The organism is Chitinophagaceae bacterium (assembly GCA_016710165.1).
Lineage (GTDB): Bacteria > Bacteroidota > Bacteroidia > Chitinophagales > Chitinophagaceae > Ferruginibacter.
In genome coordinates this window covers 786,136-803,141 of sequence record JADJLJ010000001.1, presented here as the reverse complement: position 1 = coordinate 803,141, position 17,006 = coordinate 786,136, and the positions used below count along the sequence as shown (strand labels likewise).

The window sequence follows — 17,006 nt, the reverse complement described above, 5'->3', positions numbered from 1 at the left end:
CTGTATCCTGTATCCTGCTTCCCGCATCTTTGAAACCCTTATCTTTGCACCCTTTTTATAACTATGATAAGTGCAAATAACATAACGCTGGCCTACGGTAAGCGGGTTTTGTTTGATGAAGTGAACATTGGCTTCACCAAGGGAAACTGCTACGGCATCATTGGTGCCAACGGGGCCGGCAAGTCCACCTTCCTGAAGATCATCAGCGGCGAGATTGAGCCCAATAAAGGAACCATCGACATCACCCCCGGGGAACGGATGGCCGTACTGAACCAGAACCAGTTCGCTTTTGATGAAGTGACCGTGCTGAACACCGTGCTGATGGGCCACAAAAAAATGTGGGACGTGATGCATGAACGGGATACCATTTATGCCAAGGAAGATTTTACCGAAGCCGACGGCATCAAGGCCGGTGAACTGGAACATGATTTTGGCGAAATGGGTGGCTATACCGCCGAAAGCGATGCCGCTACTTTATTAAGTGAGCTGGGCGTGAAGGACGAACTGCACCAGGTACTGATGAAAGACATTGGCGCCAACCTGAAAGTAAGGGTATTGCTGGCGCAGGCGCTTTTCGGTAACCCCGACATATTATTACTGGATGAGCCTACCAATAACCTCGACGTGGAGACCATCAGCTGGCTGGAGAACTTTTTGGCCGACTACGAGAATATTGTACTGGTGGTGAGTCACGACCGTCACTTTTTAGATGCGGTATGTACACACGTGGCGGATGTGGACCGGAGCAAGATCAAAATATACACCGGTAACTATACTTTCTGGTATGAAAGCTCCCAGCTGGCAGCCAGGCAGATGAGCGATAAGAACAAGAAGATGGAAGAAAAGCGCAAGGACCTCCTGGAATTCATTGCCCGTTTCAGCGCCAATGCTTCTAAAAGTAAACAGGCCACTTCCCGTAAAAAGGCATTGGAGAAACTGGTCATTGAAGAGATCGCTCCCAGCAACCGGAAATACCCCGGCATCATTTTCAAACAGGAGCGGGAAGTGGGTAACGAGATCCTGAAAGTAGAGAATCTTACCAAGACCATTGAAGGCAAGACCATCTTCAGCAAGATACATTTCGACCTGCAGAAGGGACAGAAGATCGCTTTCATCAGCCGCGACCCGATCGCACTTACCAGTTTCTTTGAGATCATCAATGGCAGGATGAAGGCCGACAGCGGTACCTACGAATGGGGAACCACGGTCACCACCGCCTATCTGCCGAACGATAACAGCGAATATTTTGAGGGGAGCAAGCTGAACCTGATGGACTGGCTACGCCAATACGTTCCGCCGGGCACCAAAGATGTGGATGAGGATTTCCTGCGTGGCTTCTTAGGCAAGATGCTGTTCAGCGGCGAAGAAGTGATGAAGAAGACAAACGTATTAAGCGGGGGTGAAAAAGTGCGCTGCATGGTGAGCAAGATGATGCTGCAGAACCCCAATGTGCTGATACTGGACGAACCCACCAACCACCTCGACCTGGAAAGCATCATCTCCTTCAACGATAACATGATCGCTTATCCCGGTATCATTTTGTTCACCACCCACGATCACCAGTTCATGCAGACCGTGGCCAACCGCATCATTGAACTTACGCCCAAAGGAATGATCGACCGGCTGATGACCTACGATGAATACCTGGAAGATGACAGGGTGAGGGCGATGAGGGAGGAGTTATACACGTAAAACGTTGCAGGGTTTAAAACGTTGCAGGGTTTAAAATCGTTTAAGTCGTTGCAGGGTTTAAAACGTTGCAGGGTTTAAAATCGTTTAAGTCGTTGCAGGGTTAGGACCTCAACGTTGAAACGATTTAAACGTCTTGAACGTTTCGAACGACTGCAACGACTTAAACGATCCTAATACTATTCCATTGGCTAAACAGGCTATCATACGATTCATCGACTTCTTCTACCCGCCGTTCAAAAGATGGATGCCGGAACAGACCTTCCGTTATGCAGCATGCGGGGGAGCCAATACGGTACTGGGACTGGCGCTTTTCAAGATATTACTGGTGTATGTATTCAAGCTGGAGAATGTTGAACTGGGTTTCTATACCTTAAAGCCGCACAACGCTGCCCTGTTCATTTCCTTCTGTGTTAATTTTTTAGTTGGGTTCCTGTTGATGAAGTACGTGGTATTTGTGGATTCCAATTTAAAAGGGAGGATACAATTGTTCCGCTACGGGCTGTCGTTCCTGTTTAACCTTACGCTCAACTATTTTATACTGAAGATATTTGTGGAGGTATTTGGCTGGTGGCCCTTCTTAAGTCAGTGCCTCACCACCGCCATCATTATTACCATCAGCTACCTGAGTCAGAAGCATTTTTCGTTCCGGAAAACCGATACAGGATCCAGGATGCAGGATCCATGATCCGATCATCCCGCATCCTGCATCCCGTATCCTGCATCAAGCTTCCGGTAATCCTCCCTCACCGGCGTAAACACATCGATCACTTTGCAGGCAGTAACGGCCACCGCCCCATGCGGCGCATTGGATGGGATATAAGCCCCCATGCCCGGCAGCAGCAATTGCTTTTCTCCTTCCAGCGTAAATTCCATTTGGCCTTCCAGCACAAAGGTCCATTGTTCGTGCGGGTGACTGTGCAGCGGGGCCACCACGCCTTCTTCCAGGCTTACGCAGCCAAAAGTTACCTGTGCGGAGTGCTCCATGGCGCTTTTGATACCCGGAAAAATCTCGGATTGGTTCTTTGTATTGTAGTTGATGAAACCCATGATTACTGTTTTAATTTTTCTTTATTCCTTTTTGATGTGCATTTATCTTGTCCCATGCTTCCATGGTCAGTGTCAGCAGCGTTTCCTTCTCACAATCCCATATGCCGATGAATTTTTCTGAAATAATATAGTGTTGCTGCCACTTGGAAAACTTTGCATACAGCATCAGTGTGCAGATGTCGGTGGCGGTAATAAAATCCCCTGTTTCTCCTTTATGGGAATGCAGTGTGGCAAAAATTTCACCTGTCTCCTCCGGTTTCTTTCCATATTCAACGGGTATGATATTCCTGTGCAGCATTTTCTTTTCTTTTACCTTATACCCTTCGTCAAATGTTACCAGGTAATCATTGCCGAAGATCACCCAACCGGAGTTTTTGGGCCCTGTCAGAAAGTAAACTTTTTTCTCCCCGTTGCCGATTATCGGTATGATGTTAAGATCTGTATTTTGGTAGTGTTTGAAAAAAGTGTCTGTACGCATCAGGTCAGAAGCGGTCTTCCTCAACAGGTACATGTCTTTTTCAAACACAGAAAAATCCCTTTCAGCGAGGTCGGTTTTGGCAGTGATTGTACTATACGTTCTGTCAAAGCTTATGGTGCCTATAACTTTAGGGTTATCTGTTTTTGAAAAGAAAATACATTTCGTCAGATCTTTATCCGGGTAGGAGAAATACCCACCAATATTTGCCCGGTCCTTATAGGCCTCTAAGAAAATATCTGTGCCGTACCAGGAAGCCATCTCCGTACGATACATGGCTTTGCCTTCTTTTACAATGGGTTCGGTAAGTTTTACAACATGGTCCTCTCCATACTGGGCATACAAGGAAATAAAGGAGATCATAAGGGCAAGAAAGCAGGTCAGTTTTTTCATTTTGGGTGATTTGGAAGATGCAAGATAAGGATCCCAGATGCAGGATACAAGATGCAGGATCATGATCCGATCATCCGTATCTGGCATCCCGTATCCTGCATCTGGGATCCCGTATCCCGTATCGGCATTTCGTTCCCTGCCATTTTTTCATCTTTTCCCCCATGGCACAATCATTGACTATCTTATATAAACAACTTAAAATTTATATCATGGGAAAGATTATAGGAATTGACCTTGGGACCACCAACAGCTGCGTTTCGGTAATGGAAGGCAACGAGCCGGTGGTTATAGCCAACGAAGAAGGACGCCGTACGACCCCGTCTGTAGTGGCTTTCCTTAAAAACGGAGAGCGCAAAGTGGGAGACCCTGCCAAGCGCCAGGCCATCACCAACAGCCACAACACCATCAGCAGTGTTAAGCGTTTCATGGGCCGCCGTTTTGATGAAGTGACAGAAGAGATCAGCCACTGGAGCTATAAAGTGGTGAAAGGTGACAATAATACGGTGCGTATTGACATAGATGGCAGGCTGTATACGCCACAGGAGATCAGCGCCATGGTGCTTCAGAAAATGAAGAAAACAGCCGAGGATTACCTGGGTGCAGAAGTGACCGATGCCGTTATTACCGTACCGGCCTACTTCAACGACAGTCAGCGCCAGGCCACCAAAGAAGCCGGTGAAATTGCCGGGCTGAATGTTCGCCGTATCGTGAACGAACCTACCGCTGCCGCCCTGGCTTACGGACTGGACAAAGGAGGTAAGGACCACAAGATCGCCGTGTTTGACCTCGGTGGTGGTACATTCGATATCTCCGTGCTGGAATTGGGCGATGGCGTATTTGAAGTGAAATCAACCAATGGCGATACCCACCTGGGTGGCGACGACTTTGATAAAGTGATCATGGACTGGCTGGCCGATGAATTCAAAAAAGATGAAGCCATCGACCTGCGTAAAGACCCCATGGCACTGCAACGACTGAAAGAAGCTTCTGAAAAAGCAAAGGTTGAACTTTCTTCTTCATCCGAAACAGAGATAAACCTGCCGTATGTAACGGCGGTGGACGGCGTGCCCAAGCACCTGGTTAAAAAACTGACCCGTGCAAAATTTGAGGCGTTGGCCGATAAATTATTCGAGCGCTGCTTAAAACCATGCGAACAGGCATTGAAAGACGCCGGCATGAGCACATCTGAGATCGATGAAGTGATCCTGGTAGGTGGCTCAACAAGGATCCCGAAAGTGCAGGAGATCGTGGAAAAATTCTTCGGCAAAAAACCACACAAGGGTGTTAACCCCGATGAAGTAGTTGCCGTAGGTGCAGCCATACAGGGTGCGGTATTGAGCGGAGATATCAAAGACGTACTGTTACTGGACGTTACCCCGCTGAGTTTGGGCATCGAGACCATGGGCGGCGTGATGACAAGGCTGATCGAAAGCAATACCACCATACCAACCAAGAAAAGTGAAGTGTTCAGTACGGCGGCCGATAACCAGCCCGGCGTACAGATACATGTGCTGCAGGGCGAGCGGCCGATGGCCAGCCAGAACAAGAGCCTGGGTACTTTTAACCTGGACGGAATACCGCCGGCCCCGCGTGGCGTACCGCAGGTAGAAGTAATATTTGATATTGATGCCAACGGTATCCTGCACGTAACCGCCAAAGACAAGGGTACGGGTAAAGAACAGAAAATACGCATTGAAGCCGGCAGCGGACTGAGCAAGGAAGAGATAGAGAAGATGAAGAACGATGCCAAGGCCAATGAAGCCAGCGATAAGGCAGAAAAAGAAAGGGTGGAAAAGATCAACCAGGCCGACAGCCTGATATTCCAGACAGAAAAGCAACTGAAGGAATACGGCGAAAAGATACCGGCCGACAAGAAAGGGGCCATTGAAGCATCGCTGACCAAATTAAAGGATGCCCACAAGGCGCAGGACCTTACCGCCATTGATGCCGCCATGACCGAAATGAACGCCGCCTGGACAGCCGCCAGTGAAGACATGTATAAGGCCACACAAGAAGGCGCACAACCCGGAGGGGCTCAACAAGCCGGACCCAATGGCCATGAGCAACAGACCAGCAACAGTGAAAGTAAAGTAGAGGATGTGCCTTTTGAGGAGGTGAAGTAATTAACGCAATGTCACTCTGAGTTAGTCGAAGAGTGAATTATTAAACCTCATAAATGAAGCCAGGCTTACTTAAGTGTAAGTACTGGCTTTTTTAATGAACTTATATGGAAAAAGAGCACCTTTTGGGAAGGCAAGTAACAAAGGATTATGATGAGTTTATTATCCGCCTAAGCGAACTTAGTGGAATGGTTTTTCATTCCAAGATTATCTATAAGAATTATTTGAAAGAAACAAAGAAAACTGAAAAGGAAAGCCTTTTTTATTTGGGAAGTCGGTTGTCTTTTTATTCTCCATTAAATGGTAAGCTTGTTAAGGATGGCGATAATTATGAAGTCACAAGTGAAAACATAGAGGATAAGGTTATATTACTTCAAAGAAGATTATGTAATTATTATTCTGCTCATGGGTATGAAGTTTTTGAATCATTTTTGCGTACTATAACATCTAGACTTATTGTCAAGTATAATAAAAAGGCAATTGAATATGATCAACGACTTGGATTTAGAAATGTTAAATCTTGTAAAATCTATCTAGCGTCTCAATATCGAGATAATCTCGATTTATTAAAATTACTGCGACGAATAATGCCAAATTTGAGTAAAGCTTTTGAAGAAAAAAAAGACCTTCAAAATTATTTTCATTTTTATAAAGTGTATAGTCAAGTAAGGCATGCTATAATTCACTCGAATTCTTTGTTGAGCGATGATACAATTAAAAAACTGTCAAAAGAAGACATAGTTTTTTTGGATAAATACTTTAGAGCTAACAAAAAAAGTAATGAAATCGATACCGTAAATAATATTGATGCTTTATTTGAAGGCTTAGGAGTAATGGCTTATTTGATACTTACATCGGTTGATTTTAAATATCCTAAACAAAGAGAACACTAGATAATATTTTCCCCCGACTGGAGCAAGTGTTCCCCACCCAAATTATTTAATCTACCTCGCCGTCGCTGGTGTTCCCCGCCCAACTGCTTAAATTACGAACATGAAGTTCATGGGATCACTTGATGCCTTTTAATTGCGCCGGACTGTGTCCGGAATTTGGAATACAAATGCTGAGAACGGAGAAGATTCCCTGAAAATTTCAAACATCAGGCTAATGATTTTCTTATTACTTTGAGACAAATTTTAGCGACATAATGATTATTGCAAGGGTAGAAACGGATATTAACTGGATAAATGATTTTCGCCGTTGTTGGAGTTCCCCATTCACACGCTCGCTTCGCCGTCGTCGGTGTTCCCTATTTACACGCAAGCCAACTGGCGCACCAGCATACGCCGTCGTCTGGTCTTATGACCAACGACGAATCAACAATGTTAGATTTTGTATATTTGAGAAAGAGCCTTCGTTATGAAAACGTTTTTTCTGATCTGGTCACTATCTGCCTATTACTTCGTGCAGAAAGAGCCTTCACTAAACGGGGTATGGGTATCGGTTGATGATAAAAAAGCCACTATCATTTTTAAGGGGCAGAAGTATTACTCCCTGTATGATACAGATACCGTACGTACAGGCAGCTTTAAAAGATCGGTTCGTTCCTGCGATGCAAAGTATATGAACAGTACCCAGAAAGCCGATTTCATTTTATTGATATCAAAACTTGACGAAACCTGCTTTGAAATAACCGGGTTGTCGAATTCAACGCTTGCCTACCGGCATACAAATTCAGGAAAGCTTCATGTCTTTCAACGAAAATGAGTATGCTTAGCCCCCAACTGGCGCAAGTGTTCCCCACCCAAGTTATTAAATTTACCACGTACAGTTCATGGGATCACTTGATGCCGGGTAATTCTGCCGGACTGTGTCCGGAATTTGGAATACAAATGCTGATAAACCCAACTGGCCAAACTGGCGCAAGTGTTCCCCACCCAAATTATTAAATTTACCACGTACAGTTCATGGGATCACTTGATGCCGGGTAATTCTGCCCCGTCTCTCCACGAGTTTGAAGCAAGGCTGAGGACGTTGCGTCTTCGTAGTACTCAACGTCCCTAGCGGAGACGTTGCTGAGAAGAAACTTTGTTCACTTGCAATACTTTAATTTTTGTGTATATTTACGAATGCCGTACAAGTTTTAGTATTTTAAAACTGATACATCTTTAAAAAACAAGTTATAAATATGGGTTTAATCTATACTCTTTGGGTTTTACTGGTTTCCTTAAGTATTTCAAGCTGTGCTACAATTTTTGGGAAATCAAAATATCCGGTTACAATTAACTCAACTCCTAATGCAGCTAACATAACAATTACTAACAAAAAGGGTGATACCGTATTTAATGGAACAGCTCCTGCCGTGGTAACTTTAAAATCGAGCAGTGGATATTTCAAAAAAGAAAGTTATATAGTCAGGCTTTCGGCTCCTGGGTACTCAGAAAAAATATTTCCTATAGATTTTATAATAAGCGATTTTTATTTTGGGAATATTTTGCTCGGTGGCGCAATTGGAATGCTGATAATTGATCCGTTAACGGGATGTATGTGGACACTTCCTGAAAGAAGGAATAAAATAAATGGCATTTTAACTCCTATTAATTCAAACACTTCAAGTTCAATTGAAATAAGAGAATTGAAGGATATTTCTTATGAAGTCAGAGAAAAATTAATATTAATCCAATAATCATCCAACTTCTTCGCCGCTGTTGGTCTTCACCTCAATCCTCGCCGTCGTCTGGTCTTATGACCAACGACGAACCACATAAGTAAGCAATTCAATGTTGGTGATAACACACAACATTGGCGAAGATGTGTGCGACGGTTGATCTACCGTAGTTGGTCTTCGCAGTTGTTGGAGTTCTCCATTCACACGCATCGCCGTTGTTTGGTCTTATGACCAACGACGAACAGTATAATTAAGCAATTCAATGTTGGTGATAACACTCGCCGCTGTTGGTCTTCGCCTCAAACTCTTCGCCGTCGTTGGTGTTCCTCATTCACACGCAAGCCCAACTGGTGCACCAGCATACGCCGCCGTCTGGTCTTATGACCAACGGCAAAGAGCCGCAGCATACCTCATAAATAAATATCAAATACACTTCAATTCAAATCGTTGTTGGTCTACACCCCAACCTGCCTGCCTGCCGGCAGGTCTCTGCCGCCGTCTGGTCTTATGACCAACGACGAACAATATTTTAATTCTCTATGTCACCCCTTCAGGGTTCTGCATTATTTAATTCTTAACTCTTTTCTATAATAGTATCAGCCTTTCAGGCTTTGCATTCTTAATCCCGAAGGGATGTGATTATTATAGAACGGAATGAGATGGGGTTGGTAAACCCCGAAGGGGTGATATTATCCCTCCACCCCGATGACATACGAACCATGGCTGTGTATACCCTGGGACCCGTGTCTTGCAATTGCAAACCCCTGGCGGGGCCTTGCTGAGAAGCAAAAAACATGTATCTTAAGTTTCAAAAAAAACTTCCATAATCCCTGTTATTTTATGCAATACCTTACCCGGCATTTTTTTATGAACGCATTCCTGGCATTATTTCTTTTTTCCGTGGCCGGTTGTGGCTCATCAGAGGAAGAGATCAGGGACGACTATAACGGGTATACATTTGATACCGGTGTGATCGAAAAGCTGCCGCTTTATGATAGCCTGGTATCTGCTATTATTGAGAACTACGCTTCTTTTAAAAAATATATCAGGGATGAAGATGGGCATCGGGCATTCCGGTATATGCCTGCTACGGATGACCCGGATGTTTTTATAAAATTGCCGCCGGAGGCGGCCCCAAAGATCGACCCATATTACACCCGGCTCGGAAAGGATCTTATTTATGCCTTTGATGTTTTTAAAGACAGCAGTGTTAAGATATATGTACGAACAAGGTTCAATTCAAAGTCCCAGGTAGATATCGGGGAAAGTTTGTCCTATTATCCTGCAGGCAATATCCGGCGCAGGGAATTTCCTGATAAAGACAGCATCCTGAATAAGAACTGGCAATACTGGGCCCGGTTCAGTAAGCGGGGTTTATTTTGATAGGGGTAAAGACGGATCTCCCCATCTGGCCAGCATTCAGTACGGCTAAAGATCGTTGGCTTATCTGTACCAATAAAATCCTTAGCGTCCTTAGCGAAACCCTTTGCGTTCTTTGCAGTTTAGATTTTTTTTAACCGCAAAGAACGCAAAGGGAGTGCAGCGCAAAGAGGGCAGGGTTCAATTTTTGATTATTATTTTTAATGCTTAATTTCCCCAGCTAAAATCAACCGTATGATCATGAAATCGGTCTTTGATGCTCCCGTACGGGAAGAATTGATAAGCAGGGTCCATGCTGTAAGCCAGCAGAACAAGGCACAATGGGGCAAGATGAATGCATACCAGATGCTGCTGCATTGCACGCTTTGTGAAGACATGTTCCTGGGGAAGCTCAATATGAAGCGGGTCTTTATCGGCCGGCTGATCGGGCCAATGGTCTTGAAAAAAGTACTGAAAGATGATAAGCCCTTTGGAAAGAACTCGCCCACCAGTGATGTATTGAAAACAACTGCCGCATCCGGCGATATTGAACAGCAGAAAAAGGAATGGATAAGCCGTGTTGAACAATATGCCCATCATACCAGCCCCGGTTTTGTTCACCCTTTTTTCGGGCCCATGACCACCGAACAGATCGGCCGCTTTGTATACAAGCATGCCGACCATCACTTAAGGCAGTTTGGGGCCTGAGTTCTTAATCTCCACTCTCCGCCGTTGCCGGGTTTATTTTACCACAGATGGCCACAGATTATTATCACGGATAACACGGATCTTATCTGAGCGGATCTCCTGCGAAAGCGGGACAAGTTGTGCATCGATCTGTGTTGATCTGTGGTTAGGTCTTGCATCGCCCTTTGCGAAACCCTTTGCGTTCTATTTTTTTTACCGCAAAGAACGCAAAGGGAGTGCAGCGCAAAGACCGCAAAGCCTCACCTGGCCGCTATTGATTTAAAAATGTGTTTTGTATATTTATGTATGACCCATTGTGGGTAATCAAAAAAATATGTTATGGCAAAGGCAGTCAAACTCTCCGATACCGAACAGGTAACGCAGCACATCAAAAAGCTGGACCCGGCCATTGGGAAAATAATTGAGACCATCCGGCAGATCATCTTAAGCACCGGCAAGGAAGTGGGGGAGCGGATCAAATGGAACAACCCCAGCTTTTATTATACCGGCGAAATGAAACCCTTTGACCCGAAGGAATATAAACGGGAGATCGTGGTGATGAACCTTCACAAAGGCAGGATCATGCTGGTGTTCCCCGGCGGGGCAAAAGTAAAAGACGGCTCGGGCCTGCTTACCGGCGATTATAAGGATGGCAGGCGGATCACTGTATTTACCGACATGAAAGATGTGAGATCGAAAGAAAAGGCCCTGCAGAAAATAATAAAGGACTGGTTGAAGCTGGTGGATAAATAATACTGCTTCAGCGCTGTAGGTCTCCGCCGTTGGGAAGTTCCCGTTTTTTCATTCTCTTCCCCCGGTTTAAATTTGCTTTTTCAATCTGGCTTATGCCTGCCCAATACAAAAAATTAGATAACCCTGCCTGGCATGCCTTAACAGAAACGCATGCCGCTTTTGCCACCGGCACGGATGCACTAAAACGCTACTACCCCGATATCGTTTTGTTTGCAGGTTACGACCCTGGTGAAAAAGATATTGCCCAAAAATTCGACGAAGTATTTGAACCGGGTGATTCTTTTTTTCTTTTTGATGATCTTCCGGTATTGCCGGCCAATTACCAGGTAGAAACGGTTGTGCAATGCCTGCAGATGGTTTGCGAAAAAGTTGCACACATACCTATTACTGAAAATATCCTGCCCCTGAATGAGACCAACTGGGAAGAAATGTATTCGTTGGTGAGCAGGGTCTTCCCGGGTTATTACCTGCCCGGCACACCGGTAATGGGGGACTACTTTGGTATTTTCAAAGAGGGAGAACTGGTGTCCATGGCAGGTGAACGGTTACGCATGGATGGCTTAACTGAAATAAGTGCGGTGGTCACCCACCCCGATCACGTGGGGCGTAAATATGCGCAGCAACTGGTCACTTACCTTGATCATAAGAACCTGCACAACGGCATCATCCCTTTTTTGCATACCGGTTCCGGCAATGAACGGGCCATTAAGATCTACGAGTTGCTGGGTTATAAGAAAAGAAGGATCATCCCGGTCACCAAAATAAAAAGGGTATTGGCAGGATAAACAGCCCTTTTCTTTGCAGCAATGTCAGCACAGGGGAAGTTATACCCACGATCTCATTAAGTTCTATGCCTGGATCCACAATATTTCCTGTTTTTTTCACCATTGAATAAATATACCGGCAGGCTATATTTAAGAACCGGCAGTTTGCCCGGTATCATAAAATAATTATGCGCAGGTTAAGCAGGTCAATATCATTACTGGAAGAAAAGGTCATCAGCAAGATTTACCTGGTAAGGGGTAAGAAAGTAATGCTTGACTTTGACCTGGCCGAAATGTATGCGGTGGAAACAAAACAACTGAAAAGACAGGTAAAACGCAACCCGGAGCGGTTCCCGAAGGATTTTATGTTTGTTCTTTCTAAAAAGGAGTTTGAGAACTTGAGGAGCCAGATTGGCACCTCAAGTTTGGATGAAACTGAAACAGGCTGGGGCGGAACCCGTTATATGCCGATGGCTTTTACCGAACAGGGAGTGGCTATGCTGTCCAGTGTACTCAACAGTTCAACAGCCATTGAAGTAAATATCCAGGTCACCTGCCTGCCGGCAGGCAGGTACGGGTATTCAGTAAAATGAGGGAATTGCTTTTGTCAAACAAAGAGATCTTATTAAAGCTGGAGCACGTAGAGAAGAAAATGCTGCTGCAGGATGGTAAAGTGAAACAGCACGATGTGGATATTCAACTGATCTTCCAGGCATTGAAAAAATTGCTTAGCCCGCCACAGGCGCCAAGGCAACGGATAGGTTTTAAACCACAGGGCAGCTGTTTAAACTTCAGGTAATTGGATAAAACTGTAAGGTATAATTGAGCCCTTATTTACTAATCTATCTTAAACGAATTTTCCGAAAGTTTAATATTGTATTTGGCGGCAAAGGTCTTTTGGGCTTCCTGGAAATATGCATCAAGCAGTTTTTCCCGGGCAGTGATACCCTGGATGATGGCTGTCATCTCTTTACTGATCTCTTCATTGCTTTTCTTTGTATCAAAGCCGAGTTGTACCAGTTGGTCATATTCCTTTGCCGCGATCTGGTAGTAAAAGCCAAACAGGTTGATGGCATTCCTTTTCAGAGAGGTATCTCCTTTAAATGGCACCAGCATTTTTACCTGTTTAACCGCTGAGTCGGCCTGTATCACAATTTTCCGACGGGCTTCCTGTATCACAGAACTGTCTTTTGAACTGCCGTATGTATCGATGAATGCCTTTATTGTTTCACCCACTTTGGTCTGCTCGGCAACAATAAAATCGTTATAGGCAACTGCGGTTTCAAAACTTTTTACCTGGGCATTGCTTTGGAGGGCTATCATGAAAAAGGCAAAAATGGAAAGGATCCGTTTCATACTGAATATTTTTTCAAATAAACGGGTTTCCCGGTATACTATTCTACCCGCCAGTGGGTATTCTTTCAACAGGCATCTGCAGTTGCATGTGCCCGGGAATGGTTTTTTGCTGTTTCTTTTGTCATTAACCCGCTATTTTTTACTTTTAGCAAAAAAGGAAATGGAAAATAAACCGGCCAAACAATCATCCGGCAACTCAATGTTCAGGAATATTGCCATCGGTGTTATCACGCCCGTGCTGGCAGCCAGCATCATTTATTTTTTGGGCTTTAATAATAAAGACGAGAGTAAAGCGGAGTTCAAAAAAAGAAAAGAGGCCACCGAAAAAGCCTGGTCGGCCTATATCCAGAACCGGGGGATCTTTTCTACGGTGATGAAAGACCTGGGTAAGTCAGGCGATATTGAGGTGACCCGCAGCAATATCAATCATGAGATCGATGTTACGGTGGGTAACCTGGAGAATATAAAAAAGGAACCCAATGCCGACCAGCGGGTTTATTCATCGGTTGATATTGTGATACAGCAAATGAAGGATATGAAACCGATCATGAATAAATTCCTGGATGATATCAACGCATACATTGCTACCAACCCTACCGAAGAACAGGGCCAGGCATTCATCCTTGACCTGGGCGAAGGACTTAAGCAGCAAATGGGACAGCTGAGGCAACGGGATTCACTCCGGCTGGCTACTTTCTATGAAGGGCTTAATAAAGACTATAAGACCACATTGCCAACCCTTACAGATCTGCAGGGAGGGAAATGATCAATCAGCTATTTCCTTCAGGCTGGCATCCCGTTAATATATGGCACGGTCATAATTTCTCCCACTGATCAACATCCTGGAAATCCTGTTCAGGTATAAAAAATCCCTGCCGGGTATCTTCTGTTTCTTCACTGGCCTGCCGGGGTATTATCTTCAACGTGCAAAAAAACATTCACCTGAAAATAACAAGCATTAGAAAGATCCTTTTTTTCCTGGCGCTGATAAGCATTACCATGGCCATCTCCTGTTCCAAGCAAAATGATGCGGTTTCCTCCAGTACGGTCATCAGTTCATCTGCTGTCCCGGCCTCTGTCATGAGTAATTTCAACAGCCGTTATCCATCCGCCGGCGGACAGATAGAATGGGAAAAAGAAAACGGCAATACCTATAAAGTAAAGTTCTTCCTTGGCAGCCAGCGCTGGCAGGCACTGTTTGCTCCGGATGGCTCCTTTATCTCTGAAAAAATGATCTAACATAGCAGTTAAGTGTGCATATCCGGTATGCCACGCATTGTCCTTACGGTATGGCCGTAAAGACAATGTTTTTTGTGCAGCCTGTAAAACAATCTGTTACATATTCTGCGTAATCCCCGCAAGGGTATTTACTAAAAAAATCGGCGTTTTTGCTTATAACAATCAGCCAGGCAGGCCTTATTTTTACAATAGCTTTTTAAGCATAAAATCACTTCCTATGAAAAATTTTACCATCTTCCTGATCATCATCGTTGTTCTGGCTTCCTGCGCCCAATCGGTAACCACCCAACAGGCAGCTAACCGAAATTACCGGGGTACAAGGGCCCTCCGGTAATTTAAGAAACCATCCTGCATACATCTTATTGCCGGGCCACCGGTAAATAAAGGGCATTGTTGTCCCTGCATGAACAATCTGTTGCCCTGTTTCAATATCTTTAGCCCTTTAATTAAAGTTACCTTCATGCATGATGGAAAGGCGGTTTTATATCGGGTTGGGCATAATGACTTTTTTATTGTTGTGCAATGCTGTTGCTGCACAGGAAACGCCCAAACAGGCCGATAGCTTTTTTCTTTCAAAAAAGAACGGCATACTGGGCATGCTGGTCCGCAGTATCTCCATCAGCCCGCCCGGTGATATCCCGGTAAAAGTGGAGAACCCTTTTTTGAAATTCAGGGGTAAGATCATCCGGTCGGTGGAGACCATCCGCCTGGGCTTTGAATATAATTTTGATGATACCAACCGCGTGAAAAATAATTTTGGCACTACGGTTGGCAAGGTTTTCCACAAAAACACGAACGACCAGGTAATCCGGAACAATCTTTTTTTCCGGGAAGGCCAGCGGCTGTATCCATACCTGCTGGCCGATAACGAACGGTACCTGCGTGACCTCACCTATATAAAAGACGCCCGCATACTGGTTGAATATGCCGAAGGCAGCACCGATTCGGTGGATGTGGTGGTGCTTACCAAAGATGTTTTTTCCATAGGCGCAAAACTGCTCATCAGCAATAAGGACAGGGGCAGGGGAGAGATCACGGAAGAGAATTTCCTGGGCAGCGGCACCCGCCTGCAGTTCAGCAGTTATTACGAGCGTCAGCGGTTTCCCAAAACGGGTGTCGGGGGCGAACTGATCCGGCGCAACATCGGTGGGTCGTTCATCGACTGGGTATCGGGCTATAAGGACTACCGCTATGCATTTACCAGCGGCCGTAACCAGGAAACCGTAGTGTATACCCGGATAGAAAAACCAATGGTAACGCCATACATACCCAGTACGGGAGCATTGGAATGGTCGTACCAGCGCACCCGGAATGTATTTGATCCCGATTCACTTTACAATTATGATATACGATATGCCTCTTACAATATCGATGCCTGGTTTGGGTACAGTCTCGACAGTAAGCGTGCCCTGTATGATAACAGGGAAATACGGGTACACCGCTTTGTTGCCATACGGGGTTTTAAACAGCATTTCATCAGTGAACCATTAAAATACAAAACGTTTTACGACTACCGCTTTGCCGATTTTACCGGTGTGCTTGGATCACTTAACATATTTAAGCAGGTATTCTATAAAACCAGTTTCATTTATGGCTTTGGCCGCAGTGAGGATATCCCGGAGGGTTTTAATGCAGTGCTTACGGCAGGTTATATCAACAAGCAAAGCAGGGGAAGGCCTTATGCCGGGCTGGATATTTCGGTACCTAACTTACGGGATAAGGGTTTTTACAGCAACTACACGTTCAGGCTGGGGGGATATTTTTATGACAAACGTTTTGAGGACGTTGACCTGCTGCTCTCTGCAGATTATTTTACCCGGTTACGGAAATTAAGCCGCACCTGGTACAACCGTATGTTCCTCAGTACAGGCATTACCGCACAGGTAAACCCGGCGCTTAATACCCCGTTATTTCTGCAAAGCGATTTTGGACTGCCTTATTTCAATAACGGCACCATCAGTTCCGACCTCCGGGTATCGGTGAAGGCCGAATCGGTCTTTTATAATACCAACCGGGTACTTGGCTTCCGCTTTGCACCCTTTGCCTTTGCCGATGCCTGCATGGTGAAACCCACAAAAATGAATTTAGAACAAAGCGACCTGTTCACGGCCTTTGGCGGCGGTATACGCACCCGGAATGAGAACCTGGTCTTTGGGACCATAGAACTGAAAGGATATTATTACCCAAGGGTAAATGGCGACATGCGTAACTGGAAAGTGGAATTGAACAGCAATATACGGTTCCGGTTCAGGAGCAGTTTTATTAACCGGCCTTCGGAGATCATTGCCAACTAATAAAAAGCCATCCGCCTTACGGCGGATGGCGTATGAATTATTAAGTTTCGGGTATATTACATCAGGTCCAGCGCCTTTGCCAAAAAGGTTGTATTAAAAGGCAGCACCATAGAGCAATACGAGCCAATGGGCGACCAAAGTACTGCAAAAAAAGCAGCAACAGACAGTAAGAATAATACCCAGTAAAGGCCGGTTCTCTTTTTGGTTGTTTCCATTTGA

The 17,006-nt window shown here is 45.1% G+C and carries 19 protein-coding genes; 15 read left to right on the top strand and 4 right to left on the bottom strand.

The window, feature by feature from the left end; genetic code table 11:
- The first annotated feature begins 63 nt into the window (after nt 1–63).
- Nucleotides 64–1,692: an ATP-binding cassette domain-containing protein gene (locus tag IPJ02_03550; GenBank protein ID MBK7374656.1), complete on the top strand. Its 1,629-nt coding sequence runs from the start codon at nt 64–66 to the stop codon at nt 1,690–1,692.
- 244 nt (nt 1,693–1,936) lie between these two features.
- Nucleotides 1,937–2,377 (top strand): GtrA family protein, encoded by a 441-nt coding sequence (locus IPJ02_03545; GenBank protein MBK7374655.1) that lies wholly within the window; start codon nt 1,937–1,939, stop codon nt 2,375–2,377.
- Between the two features lie 5 nt (nt 2,378–2,382).
- On the opposite strand, the gene IPJ02_03540 is transcribed toward IPJ02_03545, so the two are convergent.
- Together IPJ02_03540 and IPJ02_03535 are read right to left on the bottom strand one after the other, a co-directional pair.
- Nucleotides 2,383–2,739, bottom strand: coding sequence for a cupin domain-containing protein (locus IPJ02_03540; protein ID MBK7374654.1), 357 nt, complete (start codon nt 2,737–2,739; stop codon nt 2,383–2,385).
- Between the two features lie 10 nt (nt 2,740–2,749).
- Nucleotides 2,750–3,607, bottom strand: a complete 858-nt coding sequence (locus tag IPJ02_03535; protein MBK7374653.1) for a hypothetical protein — start codon at nt 3,605–3,607, stop codon at nt 2,750–2,752.
- A 209-nt stretch (nt 3,608–3,816) separates the two neighbouring features.
- Here IPJ02_03535 and dnaK point away from each other — a divergent pair, with 209 nt between their 5' ends.
- The 10 genes from dnaK (at nt 3,817) to IPJ02_03485 (ending at nt 12,697) form a co-directional block, all read left to right on the top strand.
- Entirely contained in the window at nt 3,817–5,730 is a 1,914-nt protein-coding gene (dnaK, locus tag IPJ02_03530; GenBank protein ID MBK7374652.1) for a molecular chaperone DnaK, read from the top strand.
- A gap of 104 nt (nt 5,731–5,834) precedes the next feature.
- Entirely contained in the window at nt 5,835–6,620 is a 786-nt protein-coding gene (locus IPJ02_03525; GenBank protein MBK7374651.1) for a hypothetical protein, read from the top strand.
- Nucleotides 6,621–7,086: 466 nt separating this feature from the next.
- Nucleotides 7,087–7,434 carry a hypothetical protein gene (locus IPJ02_03520; protein ID MBK7374650.1) on the top strand — a complete coding sequence of 116 codons (348 nt, stop codon included), beginning with the start codon at nt 7,087–7,089 and terminating at the stop codon, nt 7,432–7,434.
- Nucleotides 7,435–7,855: 421 nt separating this feature from the next.
- The gene (locus IPJ02_03515) at nt 7,856–8,353 is read left to right on the top strand and encodes a hypothetical protein (GenBank protein MBK7374649.1); all 498 of its coding nucleotides are present in this window, start codon (nt 7,856–7,858) and stop codon (nt 8,351–8,353) included.
- Between the two features lie 849 nt (nt 8,354–9,202).
- Entirely contained in the window at nt 9,203–9,718 is a 516-nt protein-coding gene (locus tag IPJ02_03510; GenBank protein MBK7374648.1) for a hypothetical protein, read from the top strand.
- 237 nt (nt 9,719–9,955) lie between these two features.
- Nucleotides 9,956–10,402, top strand: coding sequence for a DinB family protein (locus IPJ02_03505; GenBank protein MBK7374647.1), 447 nt, complete (start codon nt 9,956–9,958; stop codon nt 10,400–10,402).
- Nucleotides 10,403–10,720: 318 nt separating this feature from the next.
- Nucleotides 10,721–11,134 carry a DUF1801 domain-containing protein gene (locus IPJ02_03500; protein MBK7374646.1) on the top strand — a complete coding sequence of 138 codons (414 nt, stop codon included), beginning with the start codon at nt 10,721–10,723 and terminating at the stop codon, nt 11,132–11,134.
- A gap of 92 nt (nt 11,135–11,226) precedes the next feature.
- Complete coding sequence (locus IPJ02_03495) at nt 11,227–11,919, top strand: GNAT family N-acetyltransferase (protein ID MBK7374645.1); 693 nt, start codon at nt 11,227–11,229, stop codon at nt 11,917–11,919.
- A gap of 197 nt (nt 11,920–12,116) precedes the next feature.
- Complete coding sequence (locus IPJ02_03490) at nt 12,117–12,491, top strand: ORF6N domain-containing protein (GenBank protein ID MBK7374644.1); 375 nt, start codon at nt 12,117–12,119, stop codon at nt 12,489–12,491.
- A gap of 5 nt (nt 12,492–12,496) precedes the next feature.
- Nucleotides 12,497–12,697: a hypothetical protein gene (locus IPJ02_03485; GenBank protein ID MBK7374643.1), complete on the top strand. Its 201-nt coding sequence runs from the start codon at nt 12,497–12,499 to the stop codon at nt 12,695–12,697.
- A 38-nt stretch (nt 12,698–12,735) separates the two neighbouring features.
- On the opposite strand, the gene IPJ02_03480 is transcribed toward IPJ02_03485, so the two are convergent.
- Nucleotides 12,736–13,254 (bottom strand): hypothetical protein, encoded by a 519-nt coding sequence (locus tag IPJ02_03480; protein MBK7374642.1) that lies wholly within the window; start codon nt 13,252–13,254, stop codon nt 12,736–12,738.
- Between IPJ02_03480 and IPJ02_03475 the strand changes: the two genes are divergently transcribed.
- From IPJ02_03475 to IPJ02_03465, 3 genes are all read left to right on the top strand, one after another.
- Nucleotides 13,235–14,020: a hypothetical protein gene (locus tag IPJ02_03475; protein ID MBK7374641.1), complete on the top strand. Its 786-nt coding sequence runs from the start codon at nt 13,235–13,237 to the stop codon at nt 14,018–14,020. The genes IPJ02_03480 and IPJ02_03475 overlap by 20 nt on opposite strands.
- Before the next feature lie 158 nt (nt 14,021–14,178).
- Nucleotides 14,179–14,493 carry a hypothetical protein gene (locus tag IPJ02_03470; GenBank protein MBK7374640.1) on the top strand — a complete coding sequence of 105 codons (315 nt, stop codon included), beginning with the start codon at nt 14,179–14,181 and terminating at the stop codon, nt 14,491–14,493.
- 500 nt (nt 14,494–14,993) lie between these two features.
- Nucleotides 14,994–16,787: a hypothetical protein gene (locus IPJ02_03465; protein ID MBK7374639.1), complete on the top strand. Its 1,794-nt coding sequence runs from the start codon at nt 14,994–14,996 to the stop codon at nt 16,785–16,787.
- Nucleotides 16,788–16,843: 56 nt separating this feature from the next.
- On the opposite strand, the gene IPJ02_03460 is transcribed toward IPJ02_03465, so the two are convergent.
- The gene (locus IPJ02_03460; protein ID MBK7374638.1) at nt 16,844–17,002 is read right to left on the bottom strand and encodes a hypothetical protein; all 159 of its coding nucleotides are present in this window, start codon (nt 17,000–17,002) and stop codon (nt 16,844–16,846) included.
- Nucleotides 17,003–17,006 lie beyond the last annotated feature (4 nt).

Excerpts from the sequence above, each read along its gene's own strand:
- IPJ02_03550 (MBK7374656.1), top strand. The coding sequence starts at position 64 with ATGATAAGTGCAAATAACATAACGCTGGCCTACGGTAAGCGGGTTTTG.
- IPJ02_03545 (MBK7374655.1), top strand. The coding sequence starts at position 1,937 with ATGCCGGAACAGACCTTCCGTTATGCAGCATGCGGGGGAGCCAATACG.
- IPJ02_03540 (MBK7374654.1), bottom strand. The coding sequence starts at position 2,739 with ATGGGTTTCATCAACTACAATACAAAGAACCAATCCGAGATTTTTCCG.
- IPJ02_03535 (MBK7374653.1), bottom strand. The coding sequence starts at position 3,607 with ATGAAAAAACTGACCTGCTTTCTTGCCCTTATGATCTCCTTTATTTCC.
- dnaK (MBK7374652.1), top strand. The coding sequence starts at position 3,817 with ATGGGAAAGATTATAGGAATTGACCTTGGGACCACCAACAGCTGCGTT.
- IPJ02_03525 (MBK7374651.1), top strand. The coding sequence starts at position 5,835 with ATGGAAAAAGAGCACCTTTTGGGAAGGCAAGTAACAAAGGATTATGAT.
- IPJ02_03520 (MBK7374650.1), top strand. The coding sequence starts at position 7,087 with ATGAAAACGTTTTTTCTGATCTGGTCACTATCTGCCTATTACTTCGTG.
- IPJ02_03515 (MBK7374649.1), top strand. The coding sequence starts at position 7,856 with ATGGGTTTAATCTATACTCTTTGGGTTTTACTGGTTTCCTTAAGTATT.
- IPJ02_03510 (MBK7374648.1), top strand. The coding sequence starts at position 9,203 with ATGAACGCATTCCTGGCATTATTTCTTTTTTCCGTGGCCGGTTGTGGC.
- IPJ02_03505 (MBK7374647.1), top strand. The coding sequence starts at position 9,956 with ATGAAATCGGTCTTTGATGCTCCCGTACGGGAAGAATTGATAAGCAGG.
- IPJ02_03500 (MBK7374646.1), top strand. The coding sequence starts at position 10,721 with ATGGCAAAGGCAGTCAAACTCTCCGATACCGAACAGGTAACGCAGCAC.
- IPJ02_03495 (MBK7374645.1), top strand. The coding sequence starts at position 11,227 with ATGCCTGCCCAATACAAAAAATTAGATAACCCTGCCTGGCATGCCTTA.
- IPJ02_03475 (MBK7374641.1), top strand. The coding sequence starts at position 13,235 with ATGGAAAGGATCCGTTTCATACTGAATATTTTTTCAAATAAACGGGTT.
- IPJ02_03480 (MBK7374642.1), bottom strand. The coding sequence starts at position 13,254 with ATGAAACGGATCCTTTCCATTTTTGCCTTTTTCATGATAGCCCTCCAA.
- IPJ02_03465 (MBK7374639.1), top strand. The coding sequence starts at position 14,994 with ATGACTTTTTTATTGTTGTGCAATGCTGTTGCTGCACAGGAAACGCCC.
- IPJ02_03460 (MBK7374638.1), bottom strand. The coding sequence starts at position 17,002 with ATGGAAACAACCAAAAAGAGAACCGGCCTTTACTGGGTATTATTCTTA.